Source organism: Solilutibacter silvestris (assembly GCF_050574925.1).
GTDB lineage: Bacteria > Pseudomonadota > Gammaproteobacteria > Xanthomonadales > Xanthomonadaceae > Solilutibacter > Solilutibacter silvestris_A.
In genome coordinates this window covers 660,476-675,699 of record NZ_JBCMOO010000002.1, presented here as the reverse complement: position 1 = coordinate 675,699, position 15,224 = coordinate 660,476, and the positions used below count along the sequence as shown (strand labels likewise).

Genomic DNA, 15,224 nt, shown 5'->3' with positions numbered 1-15,224 from the left:
GATCACACCACGCGGGCGCGCAACAGGTCATGAATGTTGAGGGCGCCGACCACCCGGCGTTCGCCGTCGATCACGATCAGCGCGTTGATCTTGTGGGCTTCCATCAGGCGGGCGGCCTCGACGGCGAGGGCGTCGGCACTGACGGTGCGCGGCGTCTTCGTCATCAGGCTGGCGATCGGGGTGGCGCGGACATCGATGCCGGCATCGTCCAGGGTGCGGCGGAGGTCGCCGTCGGTGAACAGGCCGAGCAGGTGCTGGCCCTCGTCGACCACGGCGGTCATGCCCAGGCGCTTGCGGCTCATCTCCACCAGTGCTTCGCCCAGGGTGGCGCCGGCGGGTACGGTCGGCACCGCGTCGCCGCTGTGCATGACGTCGCGGATGTGCAGCAGCAGGCGGCGACCGAGGCTGCCGGCCGGATGCGAGCGCGCGAAGTCCTCGGCGGTGAAGCCGCGCGCTTCCAGCAGGGCGACGGCCAGCGCATCGCCCATCGCCAGTGCGGCGGTGGTGCTGCTGGTCGGTGCGAGATCGAGCGGGCAGGCTTCGGCGGGCACGCTGACGTCGAGATGGACGGCGGCTTCGCGGGCGAGGGTGGAGTCGGGGCGTCCGGTCATCGCCACCAGCACGTTGCCCTGGCGCGCCAGCACCGGCAGCAACATCAGCAATTCGTCGGTCTCGCCGGAATTCGACAGCGCCAGCACGGTGTCGGCGTCGGTGATCATGCCGAGGTCGCCGTGGCCGGCTTCGCCCGGATGCACGAAGAACGCCGGGGTGCCGGTCGAGGCCAGGGTCGCGGCGATCTTGCGGGCGACATGGCCGGACTTGCCCATGCCGACGCAGACCACGCGACCACGGGTGGCCAGCAGCAATTCGCAGGCGCGGCTGAAGTCGCCGTCGATGCGTGCGCCGACCGCGCGCAGGGCGTCGATTTCGACGTCGAAGACGCGTTTTCCGCTGGCGGCGAACGTCGGTGCAGTGGGTCCGGTTCCGGACATTTCCCCGGGATTCCTTTAATCTTGTGGCCGTTATTGTAGCCGTGGACCCGTAGCGCCGATGCGTGCAGAAACCATCCAGGAATTGATCGAAACCGGCCTGCCCGGTGCCCGTGCCCAGGTGCAGGGCGACGATGGCGTCCATTTCGAGGGACTGGTGGTGAGCGCCGACTTCGAGGGCAAGCTGCCGCTGGCCCGCCACCGTATGGTCTACGCGACCTTGGGCGAGCGCATGGGAGGCGAAATCCACGCCCTGTCGCTGCGTACCCTGACCCCCGCCGAGGCGACCGCCGCCGGCCTGTGATCCGAGAAAACTGATGCAGAAAATCGTTGTGCAAGGTGGCGTCCCGTTGCGGGGCGAGGTGCGTATTTCCGGCGCCAAGAACGCGGTGTTGCCGATCCTGTGCGCCACCTTGCTGGCCGACGAGCCGGTTGCGATTTCCAACGTGCCGCACCTGCACGACGTGGTGACCACCACCCGCCTGCTGGCCGGGCTGGGCGCGGGTATCACCATCGACCAGGGCACGCTGGGCACCGGCAAGGCGAGCGCGGTGGAAGTCGACCCGCGCAGCGTCAACAGCCATGTCGCGCCGTATGAGTTGGTCAAGACCATGCGCGCCTCCGTGCTGGTGCTGGGTCCGTTGCTGGCGAAATACGGGCAGGCCGAAGTGTCGTTGCCGGGCGGATGTGCCATCGGTTCGCGTCCGGTAGACCTGCACCTGAAGGGGATGGAAGCGCTGGGCGCGACCGTTACCGTGGAGCACGGCTATATCCGCGCCGAAGTCGAAGGTGGGCTGCGCGGCGGCCGCGTGGTGTTCGACATGGTCAGCGTGGGTGCGACCGAGAACGTGATGATGGCGGCGACGCTCGCGCGCGGCACCACGGTGATGGAAAACTGCGCGATGGAACCGGAGATCGTCGATCTCGCCGATTGCCTGATCGCGATGGGCGCGAAGATCGAAGGCGCCGGCACCCCGCGCATCACCATCGAGGGCGTCGAGCGCCTGCATGGCGCGCATCACGCGGTGCTTGCCGATCGCATCGAAACCGGTACTTTCCTGGTCGCCGCGGCGATGACCGGCGGTCGCGTCACCGTGGTCAACGCGCATCCCGGTTCGTTGGATGCCGTATTGCAGAAGCTCGAACAGGCTGGCGCGGAGATCACCATCGACGGCGATCGCATCACCCTCGACATGCATGGCCGTCGACCGAAGGCGGTCGACATCACCACCGCGCCGCATCCCGCTTTCCCCACCGACATGCAGGCGCAATTCATGGCGATGAACTGCATCGCCGACGGCGCATCGATGACCAACGAGACGATCTTCGAAAACCGCTTCATGCACGTGCAGGAATTGCAGCGCCTCGGCGCCGACATCCACGTGCAGGGCCATAGCGCGATGGTGCGCGGCGTGCCGCAGCTGTCGGGCGCGCAGGTGATGGCGACCGATCTGCGTGCGTCGGCGTCGCTGATCCTCGCCGGCCTGGTGGCCGATGGCGAGACGGTGATCGACCGTATCTACCATCTCGATCGCGGCTACGAGCACATCGAGGAGAAGTTGTCTGGACTCGGCGCGCGAATTCGGCGCATCGACTGACTGACATCTCAGAAAAGCATCGCTCGGCTGAGCGCCTATCGCGGTTATCCATATGGCCGACACGCCGTGAATACATCCATGTAGGCTCATCCGCCGCATCCATGCGGCGGAAAATGGTCGGCCATACGGACGAACCGCATAGGCGCTGCCGGTGGTGGCTTTCAAGCGTCTGAGAAGGCAGCGATTCGCGCGGTGGGCTCGCCAGTCCGGAGTAAGCAGGTAGAGACTTGAAAGCAACAGCTCGCGGGCTGTTGCTCTTACTCACGCCCCGAGAAAGCCGCAACACGCGCGCTCAGTGGGTAGCCGGTCCGGTAAGCGGGCGTTGCGCGTCATGGATGACGCGCACGAGCCTACATGGACGTATTCACGGCGTCCCGCGCACCGGACCGGCAACCCGCTGAGATAGCGCGTGCCGTGAGCTTTCGCCCTCAATCAATGCTTTGCAGCTTCAGATCGATGTTGTCTTGGTTCTTGTGGATGCGGACGGGCACCGGATAGCCGCTCGCCACCCACAGCACCAGGTCATCGCCGTTCACTTTCGTTGCCTGCACCTGCTTGCCGGCGATCGTGAGCGTTTCCTTGCCGGCGACGGTGAAGCTCACCATCTTGGCCTTGCCGTTGTCGACCAGGCGATAGCGCAGCGGCTTGCCGGCCTCGACGTCGCGGACGATCGCGAGGTTCATCAGCATCGCGTCGACGTCGCCGGACTGCAGTGCGATCGGGCCACGGCGATCAGGCTTGACCTTGCCCGACCAGGTCGCTTCGCGCTTGCCCCAGTCGTAATTGGCGTTGCGCAGGTCGGATCGGAACAGCACGTTGGTGCTGTCCTGTCCGTTGAGCGGACGCCAGGTGCCACCGACGTCCTCGAACGTCGTGCTCTGCTTCGCCGAACCGACCTTGGCGGCGATCGACATGCTGTATTTCCACTGGCTGCCGCCCTGCGATACCAGCGTCATCTTGCCGACCGCATCCATGCCCATGTAGGTGGCCTGGTAGGTCGCGTTGAACGGCTTGAGCGCGGCGTGCGCCGACAGGCTGGCGGAGAGCAGGCCGATGGCCAGCAAGGAGTTGAAGATCGTTTTCATTTCGCGGGCCCCTTGTAATCGGTCAGCAGCAATTCGAGTGTGCCGGTATCGCTGTCGTTCTGCAGGATGCGCACCGGTGTCGGCACATTGTCCGATACCCAGGCATCCATGCCGTCGCTGCCGGCATTGGTGCGGCTGACGCGCCAGGCATCGTAGGAGAGGTCGCCGACGGTGACGACTTCCTTCGCGGCGGACGTGGTGAAGGTTTGCAGGCGCGCGCGTCCGTTGTCGACCACGCGGTATTGCAGCGGCTTGCCGGCGTCGGCGTCGCGGACGACCGCGAGATTCACCAGCAGCGCGTTCATGTCGCCGGCCTGGAGGACGACCGGCGCGCGGCGCTTGGAACTGACATCGCCCGTCCACTGCGCGGAATTGCGCGACCAGTCGTAGGTGCCGGTGATGCGCTTGTTGCTCATCATCAGGTGCTTGATGGTCGCCTGGCTGATCGGACGGAAGGCATCGCCCACGCGCTCGAACACGGTGCTTTGCTGGAGATTCAATCCGGCGAGACCCGCCAGCCCTTGCGTGCCGCGGATGCCGAGGTCGAGTCGCCAGCGACCGCCGCCGAGATCGACCACCTGCATCGAGGCGACACCGGCCGGGCTGCCATTGCGCGCCACCGAATAAGTCGCACGGAAGGGCACCAGCACCTTGCGCATCAGCGGGGGCAACGCGGCATCCGGCGCGACGATCACCTGCTGCGGACTGGTTGCCGCAGGCGCGGTCTGGGCGATCGCCAACGGCGACAACAGGCAGGCGATGCCGGCCAGGGTGCTGGCGACAAGAGGCTTCACGGCGGATGGACCCGTATTCATCATTCGGCGAACTCTAGCCGCCGCGGTGTAAACAGCGTATGACCGTCGAGCACCGCGGTGCCGTCACGTTCATGCAACCGTCCCGCCACCGCCCAGCGCAGGACCTCCGGGTACAGGTGGTGTTCCTGCGCCTGCACGCGTTCCGCCAGGGATTGCGGCGTATCGCCCGACTGCACCGGAACCACGACCTGGGCGATCACCGCGCCGGCATCCAGCTCCGGAATGACGAAATGGACGCTGGCGCCGTGCTCGCGGTCGCCGGCTTCCAGCGCGCGCTGGTGGGTGTCGAGCCCGCGATGGCGCGGCAGCAACGAGGGATGGATGTTCAGCAGCCTTCCGCGGAAGCGTTCGACGAAGGCGCTGTCGAGGATGCGCATGTAGCCGGCGCAGACGATCCAGTCCGGACGCGCGGCGGCGATGGCATCGCCCAGTGCCTGGTCGAAGTCGCCGCGACTGGCGAAATCGCCCGGTTTCGCGCTCCAGCGCAATGCCTCCGGAACAAGCCGCAAGGCAGCGCATTTCGGCTTGTCGGAAAACACGCCGACGATCTCCGCATCCAGCGTTCCCGCGGCGATGGCGGCAAGGATCGCGCCGAGGTTGCTGCCGCGTCCCGAGCACAGCACCGCGAGGCGCGGCAACGGAGCGGTATCGCTCACGATATCAACGGATGTGCAGGCGTTCGTCGCCGCTGGCAGCCGTGACTTCGCCGATGCGCCAGTGGGCGAGGCCCTGGCCGTCGAGGCTGGCTTCGATCGCGGCGACATCGCCGGGCGCCGCCATCAGCACGAAGCCGATGCCGCAGTTGAAGGTGCGCCACATTTCCTCGCGCGGCACGTTGCCTTCGCGCTGCAGCCAGTCGAACACCGGCGGCAGCGGCCACGACGAGGTATCGATCTCGAGGCCGAATTCCTTCGGCACCACGCGGATGATCTTCTCGACCAGCGCGCCGCCGGTGACGTGGGCCATGGCGTGGATGTCGTGCTTCGCCAGCAATTCCAGCACCGGCTTGACGTAGATGCGGGTCGGTTCCATCAGCGCGTCGGCGAGCTTGACGCCACCGACATCGAGGTCGAGTGGGTTGCCGGCGCGCTGCAGGATCTTGCGCACCAGCGAATAACCGTTGGAATGCGGACCGCTGGAGGCGATGCCGATCAGCACGTCGCCGGCGCGGACCTTGCCGGAGTCGATCAGCTTCGATTTCTCGACCGCACCGACGGTGAAGCCGGCGAGGTCGTATTCGCCCGGCGGGTACATGTCGGGCATCTCGGCGGTTTCGCCGCCGATCAGGGCGCAGCCGGCGATTTCGCAGCCCTTGGCGATGCCGGCGACCACGTTCACGGTGGTGTCGACGTCGAGCTTGCCGGTGGCGAAATAGTCGAGGAAGAACAGTGGTTCGGCGCCCTGGACCAGGACGTCGTTCACGCACATCGCCACCAGGTCCTGGCCGATGGTGTCGTGGCGGTTCAGCTGCTTGGCGAGGATCAGTTTGGTGCCGACGCCATCGGTGCCGGAGACCAGCACCGGTTCCTTGTAGCGACCGGCCAGGTCGAACAGTCCACCGAACAGGCCGACGCCACCCAGCACTTCCGGGCGCATCGTGCGGCGGACCAGTGGCTTGATCCGCTCGACCACTTCGTTGCCCGCGTCGATATCGACCCCGGCGTCGCGATAGGTCAGGGGCGTCGGGGTCTGGGACACGGCGGAAATTCCGGGAAAACGGGCCCGCAAGTTTAGCCGGGATGGACGCATCACGCCCCGTGCGGCACCATTCGAGGGTGTGCGTGCCTTGTGACGGCGCGCAAGGAGTCCTGATGCGAGCGTTCAAACTGTTCTGCTGCGCGTGCCTGCTGGCATTGGCGATGCCGGTGCTGGCCCAGCGCGTGGAAGGCGACCGCGCCGTGGCGGAAGGCCAGTACGCGACCGAAGTGCCGGTGCGCAACCAGTCCGAGACGGAACGCAACAACGGTTTCTCGCGCGCGCTGCTCAAGGTGCTGACCAATCTCTCCGGCGAGCGCAACCCGATCGCCCGTCCCGGCGTGGCGGATGAAGTCCGCAACGCCAAGGCCTATGTCACCAGTTTCGACTTCCGCCAGGACGAAGGCGTTTCGACCACGGGCGCGCCGTCCTTCAAGACCATGCTGGTCGTGCGCTTCAATCCGGCCAAGGTGAACGAACTGGTCGGCAAGACCGGCATGGCGAGTTGGCCGGAACCGCGCCCGAAGCCGGTCCTGTGGCTGGCCATCGATGACGGCAGCGGTCCGCGCCTGGTCGGCCTGGCCCAGGCCAATGCCGCGCGCCCGGTGCTCGATCGTGCCAAGGCGCGCGGGTATCGCCTCGGCCTGCCCACCGGCAATGCTTCCGAACAGGTGATGGCCGGCTCGATCTGGCGCAGCGATGTCGCCGCGGTGGCGCGTGCGTCGGCTGCCTACGATCCGCCGATGCAGTTGGTCGGCAAGCTCTATCGCACCGGCCCGACCTGGCGTGGCGACTGGATCTTCGTCGACAAGGGCAGGGTGCTGGCACGTTCGTCCACCAGCAGTGCCGATGCCCGCACCGCGATGTCCGGTGGCGCCGACATCGCCGCCGATGCGTTGATCCGCAAATACGCACGCCCCGGCAAGCCGGTACCGAAGCCGCCGAGCAACGAGGTGTCCGACTTCACCATCCAGCTGGTCGGAATCAATTCCAGCGAGGACTACCTGCGCGCCATGGCGTGGCTGGAAAGCCAGCCGCAGATCAAGCGCGTGGTTCCGGTGGATGCGACCGCCGATGGCCTGCACCTGCGCATCTCGGTGGCGGGTGGCGGCGCCGGCCTGGCAACCATCGCTGCCAACGGTGGCGTGGTGGTGCCTGAGGCCGCGCCTGCGCCGGCCGTCGATGCCAATGCGGGTGGCGACAAGAAGCCCTCCACCGATGCCGACAAGACGCCGGCGCCGGTGCCCACCATTTATCGGGTGCGATGAACACCGGTTCGCCGCGGGCGTCGCTCGCCGGCATCGCTGCGTTTTTCCAGCGCGTGCAGTTCGCTGCCATCGCGCTTGCGGTGCTGTGGTTGCTGGCGCATCTCGCTTCGGTGCTGGTGCCGTTCGCGGTCGCGCTGCTGCTGGCGTGGCTGGGCGATCCCTTCGTGCGCCGGCTGCAGGGATACAAGCTCTCGCGCAATCTCGCGGTCGTGGTGGTGTACCTGGTCATGCTGCTGATCGTCGTGATCGCGGCCCTGGTGCTGGTGCCGTTGATCGAACACCAGATCGCCACGCTGATCGCGGCCTTCCCGCGTTACCGCGACTGGTTCCTGGCCACCGCGATTCCATGGGTCGAAAGCCATTTCGACGTGCGCATCACCGAGTGGCTCGACACCGGACGGATCACTGCCTGGGTCGAAGAACACTGGAAGCAGGCGGGCGGTTATGCCACCACCGTGCTGAGCGTGGTGTCGCGTTCGGGATTCCGCGTGCTCGGCTGGGCGGTGAACCTCGTCCTGATTCCGATCCTGACCTTCTTCTTCCTGCGCGATTGGGACGAGGTCGTGCGTCGCGTCGCCAGCCTGGTGCCGCGCGACCACACCGACCTGGTACATCGCCTGGCCAAGGAATCGAGCGAAGTGCTGCGGTCGTTCCTGCGCGGCCAGTTGCTGGTGATGCTGATCCTCGCCGTGCTCTACGCGGTGGGATTGCGCGTGGCCGGCCTCGAGCTCGGCATCCTGATCGGCCTGCTCGCCGGCGTGTGCTCGTTCGTGCCCTACCTCGGCCCGATCGTCCTGCTCACCCTCGGCTGCGGCGCGGCGCTGGCGCAGTACGGCGACTGGCATTACCTGCTCGGCGTGTTCATCGTGTACGGCGTCGGCCAGTTGCTGGAAAGCTACGTGCTCACGCCGAAACTGGTCGGCAAGAGCATCGGGTTGGGCGAAGTCTCGGTGATCTTCGCGGTGATGGCCGGCGAGGCGCTGTTCGGCTTCCTCGGCATGCTGCTGGCGTTGCCGGTCGCGGCCGTCGCCAACGTGCTGATGCGCCATGTCCACCAGACCTATCTGTCCAGCAAGCTGTATCGCGGCGACGAGCCCGCGCAGTCGCACATCATCGTGCCCGACAGCATCGGCGAAGCACTGAACGACATCGACATCCCCGAGTGAAGTGAGCCGGCATCGCATCCAATTGCCATTGGCGCTGGCGACCCGCGCTGATCGCCGTTTCGACAATTTCGTCGGCGCGGCCGCGCAGGTGCTGGCGGATGGCATCGATGAAGGACGACGCGCCTGGTTGCTGACGGGACCTGCCGGCGTCGGCAAGACCCATCTGTTGATGGCGGCGCATGCCGCGAGTGGCGGCGAATCGGCCTATCTTGCCCTGCCGCAGGTCGCGGGCAGTCTTGCCGATGTCGCGCCGATGTTCGAACGCCATCGCCTGCTCGCGCTCGATGGCCTCGAAGCGATCGTCGGACATCGCGACGACGAAGTCGCGTTGTTCGATCTCCACAATCGCGTGCTCGATGGTGGCGGCCGCTTGCTGTATGCCGCGCGGTCGACGCCGGAGCAGCTGGAATTCGCCTTGCCCGATCTGCGCTCGCGCCTGGGGCAAGCGACGCGCCTGCCGTTGCCGGCACTGGACGAGGCGCAGCGCCTCGGCTTGTTGCGCGCGCGTGCGCAGCAGCGTGGATTGGTGCTGGATGATGCATCCGCCGAGTGGCTGATGCGCCGCTGCGATCGCGATCTCGGCAGCCTCATGGATGTGCTCGATGAGCTCGATCGCGCGTCGCTGGCGGCGCAACGGCGCCTCACCGTGCCGTTCTTGCGCGAGGTGCTGGGCAGCCGCGATTAACTATTCGCGCGCAGTTCCGCATCCAGCGCCGCCAATCGCTGCGGCGTGCCGACATCGGTCCAGCGGCCGCGGTGATGAATCGCGGTCATCGCATCGCGCGCGATCGCCGCCTTCATCAGCGGCAGCAGGCGGAAACGCGGCGGTGTTTCGTCCGCACCCGGTGCGTCACCGACGCACTCGCGCCAGCCATCGAGGAACTGCGGACGATAGACGCCGATACCGGAGTAGGTGAGTTTGTCGTCGCCATCCATGCGGACATGGCCGTCGACCGCCAATGCGAAATCGCCCTGTGGATGCTGCGAAGGATTGTCGACCAGTACCAGGTGGGCATCGCCGACGGGTTCGCGCGGCAGCAGCGCGAAATCGAAATCGGTCCAGATGTCGCCATTGACCACCAGGAACGGCGCATCGCCAAGCAGCGTGCGCGCATTCCACATGCCGCCGCCGGTTTCCAGTGGTTGCGGACCTTCATGGATGAAATGCAGGCGCAGCCCCCAGCGCGAGCCATCGCCGAGTTGTTCGGGAAACTGTTCCGCCAGCCACGAAGTGTTGATCACCACGTCCTGGATGCCGAACGCGGCGAGTTTCTCCAGGTGCCATTCGATCAGCGATTTTCCGCCGGCATGCAGCAGCGGCTTCGGCGTGCGCTCGGTGAGCGGGCGCATGCGCTCGCCGAAGCCGGCGGCAAAGATCAACGCCTTCATCGTGCAGCATCCGCGCGTTCGGCCATCGCGGGTTTCACCCGGCGCTGGATGAAATCGTGCAGTGCCGCGAGCCTGGGGTGCCGCGGCAGCACGGTGTCGAGATAGGCGATGAAGCGCGGCGCGTCTTCGAGATATTTCGGCTTGCCGTCGCGATAGTTCAGGCGCGCGAAGATGCCGAGCACCTTGAGGTGTCGATGCACGCCCATCAGGTCGACGTCGTGCAGGAAACGCTCGATCGGCGGCAGCGGCAAGCCGGCGGCGATGGCGCGGCGATGGTATTCGTGCAGCCATGCCTGCACGCGATCTTCCGGCCAGCTGATGAAGGCGTCCTTGAACAACGAGGCGGGGTCGTAGGCGATGGGGCCGGCGACGGCGCCCTGGAAGTCGATCACCGCAGGCGATTCGCCGGTCGAGGTGCGCATCAGGTTGCGTGGCATGAAGTCGCGATGCACCAGCACCTGCGCTTGCGCCAACGCGGTGTCGACGAGGTGCAGATAGGCCGCATCGAGCATCTCCATCTCGCCGCAATCCAGCGTCATTCCGAGATGGCGGATGCAGAACCATTCGTCGAACAGGCGCGGTTCCATCGACAGTCGTTCGTGGTCGTAGCGCGGAAACCCGGCCGGCGGCGCGATCGCCTGCAGTTTCGCCAGTTGCGCGAATGCGCCATCGAACAACGCATCGGCATTGTCGGCGTCGAGATCGTGCAGGTAGGTGTTGACGCCGAGGTCTTCGAGCAGCAGGAATCCGTGTTCGATATCGGCGGCCAGCACCTCAGGCACGCGCACGCCACCGTTTCCGAGCAGGTCGCGGATCTCCAGCCACGGCGCCACGTCTTCCAGCCCCGGCGGCGAATCCATCACGATTCGCGTGGGCGAGGTGTCGGTGCGCCAGTAGCTGCGGAAGCCGGCGTCGAACGAGGCGCGATGCTGGGTGGTGCCGGCGCCGAGGATTTGCGTGGTCCACGCGATGCGTTCGAGGTCGCGGGGAGACGGTGTTTCGTGGGTCATCCGCCCAGCTTATCAATCCCGGGCGGTGATCCGGTAGCCGTCGATGGTGTGCATCGACGTCATGAACTTGTACTGATAACGCCCATCCGGGACCACCATGGTTTTTTTCGTGAGATCCAGGATCCCGAGCTGGTGGTAGGTCACCCCCCAATCGCCGACGATGTACTGCTTGTCGCTCGCGGCTTCGTTGGTTTTTCCATTCATCACGGTGGTGGTCTGGCAACTCAACTGCCAGGCGTCCCCCGGCAGCTGCGGGCTCAATGTCGACGCCGCCACCTTGGCGATGATCCGGCATTTCGTCGCCACGCTACTGTTGTAGTCGTGGTTCTGCACGTATTCGTAGTCGTAGCGCAAGGATATTTCCGCGCCGACGTGCAGGGGATACAGGCTGCCCTGGATTTCGTGGATCTTGCTCAGTCGCCCGATGGCCCCGCCTTCGGCATTGACTGCGCCCAGGTCGAGGATGCCGCCCAGGAAATAATTACGGCTCGACGTCGTCTGCGGAGCGCCGCGTCCCCCGTTGCTGTTGGTCCAGGAAATTTCCTGTCGCTGTTCCACTTCCTGGTAGCCCTGCGCATCGGGCAACGGCACGATCCGCTTGTTGACGACCTGGTTGGTCTGCACATGCAGCTTCGCGAAGTCGGAGTCGGTGACGTCGGTGTAGGCGATCTCGATGGTCTTGCGCGGATAGGTGGCGCGCACGAGATCGGATTTCTCGATCGCGTTCCAGACGTCGTCGCTCAGTTCGAACGGCAGGTGGGGACGCGTGACTGCGGTCGCTTTCGGGACCACGGATTTGGCCGGTGCGGTGGTTGCAGCGTTTGATGTGGCCGGTTGCGCGCCGCTCGCATCTCCGAGGATTGCGAGCTTCACGCGCGCGGCGGCAGCGTGGCGGCCCTTGGGGAATTCCTTCAGATAGGCCTTGAATCCGGCCGTTGCGCCGGCATCGCGCGCCGCGATCCAGGCTTCTTCGTCGGCATCCCTTTTTTCGGCCGCGGTGATCGGCAGGCTGGTTGCCGCTGCCAGCAGGCAGGCTGTCCAAAGCAGGCTGGGGCGCATGTGTCGAAGCCGGTTGTCCAATGTGCGCCCGACACTAGCACGCCGGAAAAAGCGGCCAAGCGTCTTCGCGGGCATGGGTCGATGCCAGTGCGCGGAACTGTGACCCATACGACAACGCCCCGGCGAGCCGGGGCGTTGGTGCGTCGCATCGTTGCCGATGGAACGTCAGGAGTTGCTGCTGCTGGCCATCTTGCCGCGGATGAACTCGTAGAGGAAAAGCAGCACGATTGCGCAGATGATGGAAATCGCGAAACCGACGAAACCGCCGCCGTGGTACAGCAGGCTGCCGACATACGCACCGGCGATACCGAGGATGATCGTCAGGATCCAACCCATCGGATCCGCACCGGGCTTGAAGAAGCGCGCAAGGATACCGATGACCGCGCCGATGATGATGGTGTACAGGATGCCGCCCATATCTCTGAATCCCTCTAGGTGGTGGGAAGTGTTGCGGGCCGATCCTAGCAAGGTCCGTGTGCGTGGTGTGTTGCTATGCGGCAAGGCTTCAGACCCAGGCGGGGATCAGGCGGCGCGTGCCAGCGCCGGGAGCCCCTGCAGAGGGGAGGTGCCAAACCAGTGCAGGCGTGTCGCCAGTGCCGCCACTTCGCCGACGAACAGGATGGCGGGCGCGGCGACCCGATGCACGTGCGCGAGTTCCGGCAGTTCGGCCAGGGTGCCGACGACCACCCGTTGCCCGGCGCGGGTGCCGTTTTCGACCAGCGCGACCGGCGTGTTCGCACTGCGCCCATGGACAACGAGGCGATCGCGGATGCGTTCCAGCCCGGACACGCCCATGTAGAAGGCGAGGGTCTGGCGATCCTGCGCGAGGGCGCGCCAGTCGATGCCGTCGTCGGCATCCTTGGTATGGGCGGTGATGAAGCGCACCGACTGCGCGTGGTCGCGATGGGTGAGCGGGATGCCGGCGTAGGCGCCGCAGGCGACCGCGGCGGTGATGCCGGGCACCACTTCGAAATCGATGCCGTGCAGCTGCAGCGCTTCCAGTTCTTCGCCACCGCGCCCGAAGACGAAGGGATCGCCGCCCTTGAGGCGGACCACGCGCTTGCCCGATCTGGCATGTTCGACGAGCAGGCGATGGATGGCCGATTGGGTGGCATGGTGATCGCCGCCAACGTGCTTGCCGACTTCGATCAATTCGGCATCGCGGCGTGCCAGCGCCAATACCTCGTCGCTGACGAGGCGATCGTGGAGGATGACATCGGCTTCGTTGAGCAGGCGCAATGCGCGCAACGTCAGCAATCCGGGATCGCCGGGGCCGGCGCCGACCAGCGCGACCCGGCCGCGCACGGGCGCCGCGGAATCGATGTTCGCCTGCAAGGCGCGTTCCGCGCTGATCGCGTCGCCACGCCGCAGCAGCGCCGGGATCGGGCCCTTGAGGATGCGATCGAAGAAGCGCCGGCGCGCGGGAAGATCGGGCAGCTTCGCGCGGATGTGCGCGCGCGACCGCTGCAGCAGTTCGGCCAGCGCGCCCAGCGATTCGTCGAACTGCGTTTCCAGTTGCTCGCGTAGGTGGCGCGCCAGCATGGGCGCGCCGCCGCCGCTGGAAATGGCGATCTGCAACGGACCGCGCTCGACGCGCGCGGGCAGGTGGATATTCGACAGTTCGGCATCGTCGACGACATTGGCCCAGATGCGTCGTGCCTTGGCAGCCGCGGCGATCGCGCGATTGGCACCGGCATCGTCGGTGGCGGCAATCACCAGCCAGGCGTCGTCGAGCCAGGAATCGACGAAGCTGCCCGCGATCGTCTCGATCCGCTCCTGGTCTGCCAACACGGCAAGCTCCGGATCCAGCGCCGGCGCCCCGACCACGATGCGGGCGCCGGTATCCAGCAATGCCGCGATCTTGCGCCGGGCCACGCCGCCGCCACCGACCACGAGGACGGTGCGGTTGCGGAGATCGGCGAACAGGGGAAACAGCCGGGCGGTCATTGGTCGGGCAGGCGGAATGGGCTCATCCCACCTTGAAACGACAGGGGGCCGGACGGAAATAACGACCGCGATTTGGCTTATTCTGTAAAGGCATAAGCCGCGATGGACAAGGGTGTCGTCGGGGTAGTAGATTTATCTCTCTATTCGAATAAAGAGATAACCATTCGGCAGGATTGCCGGTGGCCTGATCTCTGCCGGCTTACGTCATGACCCTCACCCAGCTCCGCTACCTTGTCGCCATCGCCGATTCCGGCCTCAACATCACCGTCGCCGCCGAGCGCGTGCACGCGACGCAGCCGGGCATGTCGAAACAGCTGAAGCAGCTCGAGGACGAACTCGGTTTCCTGTTGTTCTCGCGCAAGGGCCGCAGCCTCGACGGCATCACCAGCGGCGGCATGCAGGTGTTGGTGCATGCGCGCCGCCTGCTCGCCGAGGCCGCCAACATCCGTGCCTATGCCGCCAACCAGCGCAGTGACGCGAACGGCCGCCTGGTGCTGGCGACCACGCACACGCAGGCGCGTTTCGTGCTGCCGCAGGCGGTGGCGAAATTGAAGCGCGCCTATCCGCAGGTGAGCGTGCACCTGATGCCGACTTCGGACAGCGAAGTGCTGAACATGCTCGCCAGCGGCGAGGCCGATTTCGCCCTGATCAGCACCGCGGGCCACGTGCCGGATGGCGGCATCGCGGTGCCGCTGTTCCGCTGGCAGCGCAAGGTGCTGGTGCCGCGCGACCACGCCTTGGCATCGATCGGCGCACCGACGCTGGCGCAACTCGCAGCCTATCCGCTGGTGAGCTACGAATCGTCGATCCGTCCCGATTCCTCGCTGCGGCGTGCGTTCGCGGCGGATGGGCTGGAGCCACAGTTGGCGATGACCGCGCGCGATGCCGATCTCATCAAGACCTATGTGCGGGCCGGGCTTGGTGTCGGTTTGCTGGCCGAGATGGCGTTGACCCCGGAGGACGCCGTCGATCTGGTGGCATTGACGGCCCCGGCATCGATTCCCGAATGCATCGCCTGGGCGGTATTGCCGCGCGAACGCGTGCTGCGCGACTACGCCACCGAGCTGCTGCATGCGGTGGCGCCGCAACTCGATCGCCGCGACGTGCGCCGCGTGCTGGAAGGCAATGTCGAAGCGGATTGGCCGACGCCGCCGAGCTGGACGGAACTCAGCGAGAAGATCGCGACTTACGTGATCTAGCGCG

At 66.1% G+C, this 15,224-nt stretch carries 16 protein-coding genes; 6 read left to right on the top strand and 10 right to left on the bottom strand.

Going from position 1 to position 15,224, the window contains the following annotated elements:
- Positions 1-2: 2 nt before the first annotated feature.
- Positions 3-992, bottom strand: a complete 990-nt coding sequence (locus tag ABE093_RS03700) for a KpsF/GutQ family sugar-phosphate isomerase (RefSeq protein ID WP_430759490.1) — start codon at positions 990-992, stop codon at positions 3-5.
- Between the two features lie 58 nt (positions 993-1,050).
- On the opposite strand from ABE093_RS03700, the gene ABE093_RS03695 reads away from it, so the two are divergent.
- Both ABE093_RS03695 and murA read left to right on the top strand, forming a co-directional pair.
- Positions 1,051-1,293 carry a BolA family protein gene (locus ABE093_RS03695; protein WP_430759489.1) on the top strand — a complete coding sequence of 81 codons (243 nt, stop codon included), beginning with the start codon at positions 1,051-1,053 and terminating at the stop codon, positions 1,291-1,293.
- 13 nt (positions 1,294-1,306) lie between these two features.
- Positions 1,307-2,587, top strand: a complete 1,281-nt coding sequence (murA, locus tag ABE093_RS03690) for a UDP-N-acetylglucosamine 1-carboxyvinyltransferase (protein WP_430759488.1) — start codon at positions 1,307-1,309, stop codon at positions 2,585-2,587.
- 428 nt (positions 2,588-3,015) lie between these two features.
- On the opposite strand, the gene ABE093_RS03685 is transcribed toward murA, so the two are convergent.
- The 4 genes from ABE093_RS03685 to purM are packed head-to-tail and all read right to left on the bottom strand — an operon-like array spanning position 3,016 to position 6,236.
- On the bottom strand, positions 3,016-3,672 hold the full coding sequence (locus ABE093_RS03685) for a DUF3108 domain-containing protein (protein WP_430759487.1): 657 nt from the start codon (positions 3,670-3,672) through the stop codon (positions 3,016-3,018).
- Positions 3,669-4,466 (bottom strand): DUF3108 domain-containing protein, encoded by a 798-nt coding sequence (locus ABE093_RS03680; protein WP_430759486.1) that lies wholly within the window; start codon positions 4,464-4,466, stop codon positions 3,669-3,671. The genes ABE093_RS03685 and ABE093_RS03680 overlap by 4 nt, the downstream gene beginning before the upstream one ends.
- A 20-nt stretch (positions 4,467-4,486) precedes the next feature.
- Positions 4,487-5,143 (bottom strand): phosphoribosylglycinamide formyltransferase, encoded by a 657-nt coding sequence (purN, locus tag ABE093_RS03675; protein ID WP_430759485.1) that lies wholly within the window; start codon positions 5,141-5,143, stop codon positions 4,487-4,489.
- Between the two features lie 4 nt (positions 5,144-5,147).
- Positions 5,148-6,236 carry a phosphoribosylformylglycinamidine cyclo-ligase gene (gene purM, locus ABE093_RS03670; RefSeq protein WP_430760079.1) on the bottom strand — a complete coding sequence of 363 codons (1,089 nt, stop codon included), beginning with the start codon at positions 6,234-6,236 and terminating at the stop codon, positions 5,148-5,150.
- A 62-nt stretch (positions 6,237-6,298) separates the two neighbouring features.
- On the opposite strand from purM, the gene ABE093_RS03665 reads away from it, so the two are divergent.
- The 3 genes from ABE093_RS03665 to hda are packed head-to-tail and all read left to right on the top strand — an operon-like array spanning position 6,299 to position 9,301.
- Positions 6,299-7,450, top strand: coding sequence for a DUF2066 domain-containing protein (locus tag ABE093_RS03665; protein ID WP_430759484.1), 1,152 nt, complete (start codon positions 6,299-6,301; stop codon positions 7,448-7,450).
- Entirely contained in the window at positions 7,447-8,616 is a 1,170-nt protein-coding gene (locus tag ABE093_RS03660) for an AI-2E family transporter (RefSeq protein WP_430759483.1), read from the top strand. The genes ABE093_RS03665 and ABE093_RS03660 overlap by 4 nt, the downstream gene beginning before the upstream one ends.
- 1 nt (position 8,617) lies before the next feature.
- Complete coding sequence (hda, locus tag ABE093_RS03655) at positions 8,618-9,301, top strand: DnaA regulatory inactivator Hda (protein ID WP_430759482.1); 684 nt, start codon at positions 8,618-8,620, stop codon at positions 9,299-9,301.
- On the opposite strand, the gene murU is transcribed toward hda, so the two are convergent.
- From murU to cysG, 5 genes are all read right to left on the bottom strand, one after another.
- A complete protein-coding gene (gene murU, locus ABE093_RS03650; protein WP_430759481.1) occupies positions 9,298-10,005 on the bottom strand; it encodes an N-acetylmuramate alpha-1-phosphate uridylyltransferase MurU in 708 nt (235 codons plus the stop codon). The two genes, hda and murU, sit on opposite strands and share 4 nt — an antisense overlap.
- On the bottom strand, positions 10,002-11,015 hold the full coding sequence (locus ABE093_RS03645) for an aminoglycoside phosphotransferase family protein (protein ID WP_430759480.1): 1,014 nt from the start codon (positions 11,013-11,015) through the stop codon (positions 10,002-10,004). Before ABE093_RS03645 ends, murU begins: the two co-directional genes overlap by 4 nt.
- A 12-nt stretch (positions 11,016-11,027) precedes the next feature.
- Entirely contained in the window at positions 11,028-12,074 is a 1,047-nt protein-coding gene (locus ABE093_RS03640) for a hypothetical protein (protein WP_430759479.1), read from the bottom strand.
- Positions 12,075-12,239: 165 nt separating this feature from the next.
- Positions 12,240-12,491, bottom strand: a complete 252-nt coding sequence (locus ABE093_RS03635; RefSeq protein ID WP_430759478.1) for a GlsB/YeaQ/YmgE family stress response membrane protein — start codon at positions 12,489-12,491, stop codon at positions 12,240-12,242.
- A gap of 105 nt (positions 12,492-12,596) precedes the next feature.
- Complete coding sequence (gene cysG, locus ABE093_RS03630) at positions 12,597-14,021, bottom strand: siroheme synthase CysG (protein ID WP_430759477.1); 1,425 nt, start codon at positions 14,019-14,021, stop codon at positions 12,597-12,599.
- Between the two features lie 206 nt (positions 14,022-14,227).
- Between cysG and ABE093_RS03625 the strand changes: the two genes are divergently transcribed.
- On the top strand, positions 14,228-15,220 hold the full coding sequence (locus tag ABE093_RS03625; RefSeq protein WP_430759476.1) for a LysR family transcriptional regulator: 993 nt from the start codon (positions 14,228-14,230) through the stop codon (positions 15,218-15,220).
- Positions 15,221-15,224: the final 4 nt, after the last annotated feature.

What these genes read in the sequence shown, in the direction of transcription:
- ABE093_RS03700 (WP_430759490.1), bottom strand. Translation starts at nt 992, where the DNA reads ATGTCCGGAACCGGACCCACTGCACCGACGTTCGCCGCCAGCGGAAAA.
- ABE093_RS03695 (WP_430759489.1), top strand. Translation starts at nt 1,051, where the DNA reads ATGCGTGCAGAAACCATCCAGGAATTGATCGAAACCGGCCTGCCCGGT.
- murA (WP_430759488.1), top strand. Translation starts at nt 1,307, where the DNA reads ATGCAGAAAATCGTTGTGCAAGGTGGCGTCCCGTTGCGGGGCGAGGTG.
- ABE093_RS03685 (WP_430759487.1), bottom strand. Translation starts at nt 3,672, where the DNA reads ATGAAAACGATCTTCAACTCCTTGCTGGCCATCGGCCTGCTCTCCGCC.
- purM (WP_430760079.1), bottom strand. Translation starts at nt 6,236, where the DNA reads ATGCGTCCATCCCGGCTAAACTTGCGGGCCCGTTTTCCCGGAATTTCC.
- ABE093_RS03665 (WP_430759484.1), top strand. Translation starts at nt 6,299, where the DNA reads ATGCGAGCGTTCAAACTGTTCTGCTGCGCGTGCCTGCTGGCATTGGCG.
- ABE093_RS03660 (WP_430759483.1), top strand. Translation starts at nt 7,447, where the DNA reads ATGAACACCGGTTCGCCGCGGGCGTCGCTCGCCGGCATCGCTGCGTTT.
- murU (WP_430759481.1), bottom strand. Translation starts at nt 10,005, where the DNA reads ATGAAGGCGTTGATCTTTGCCGCCGGCTTCGGCGAGCGCATGCGCCCG.
- ABE093_RS03645 (WP_430759480.1), bottom strand. Translation starts at nt 11,015, where the DNA reads ATGACCCACGAAACACCGTCTCCCCGCGACCTCGAACGCATCGCGTGG.
- ABE093_RS03640 (WP_430759479.1), bottom strand. Translation starts at nt 12,074, where the DNA reads ATGCGCCCCAGCCTGCTTTGGACAGCCTGCCTGCTGGCAGCGGCAACC.
- ABE093_RS03635 (WP_430759478.1), bottom strand. Translation starts at nt 12,491, where the DNA reads ATGGGCGGCATCCTGTACACCATCATCATCGGCGCGGTCATCGGTATC.
- cysG (WP_430759477.1), bottom strand. Translation starts at nt 14,021, where the DNA reads ATGACCGCCCGGCTGTTTCCCCTGTTCGCCGATCTCCGCAACCGCACC.
- ABE093_RS03625 (WP_430759476.1), top strand. Translation starts at nt 14,228, where the DNA reads ATGACCCTCACCCAGCTCCGCTACCTTGTCGCCATCGCCGATTCCGGC.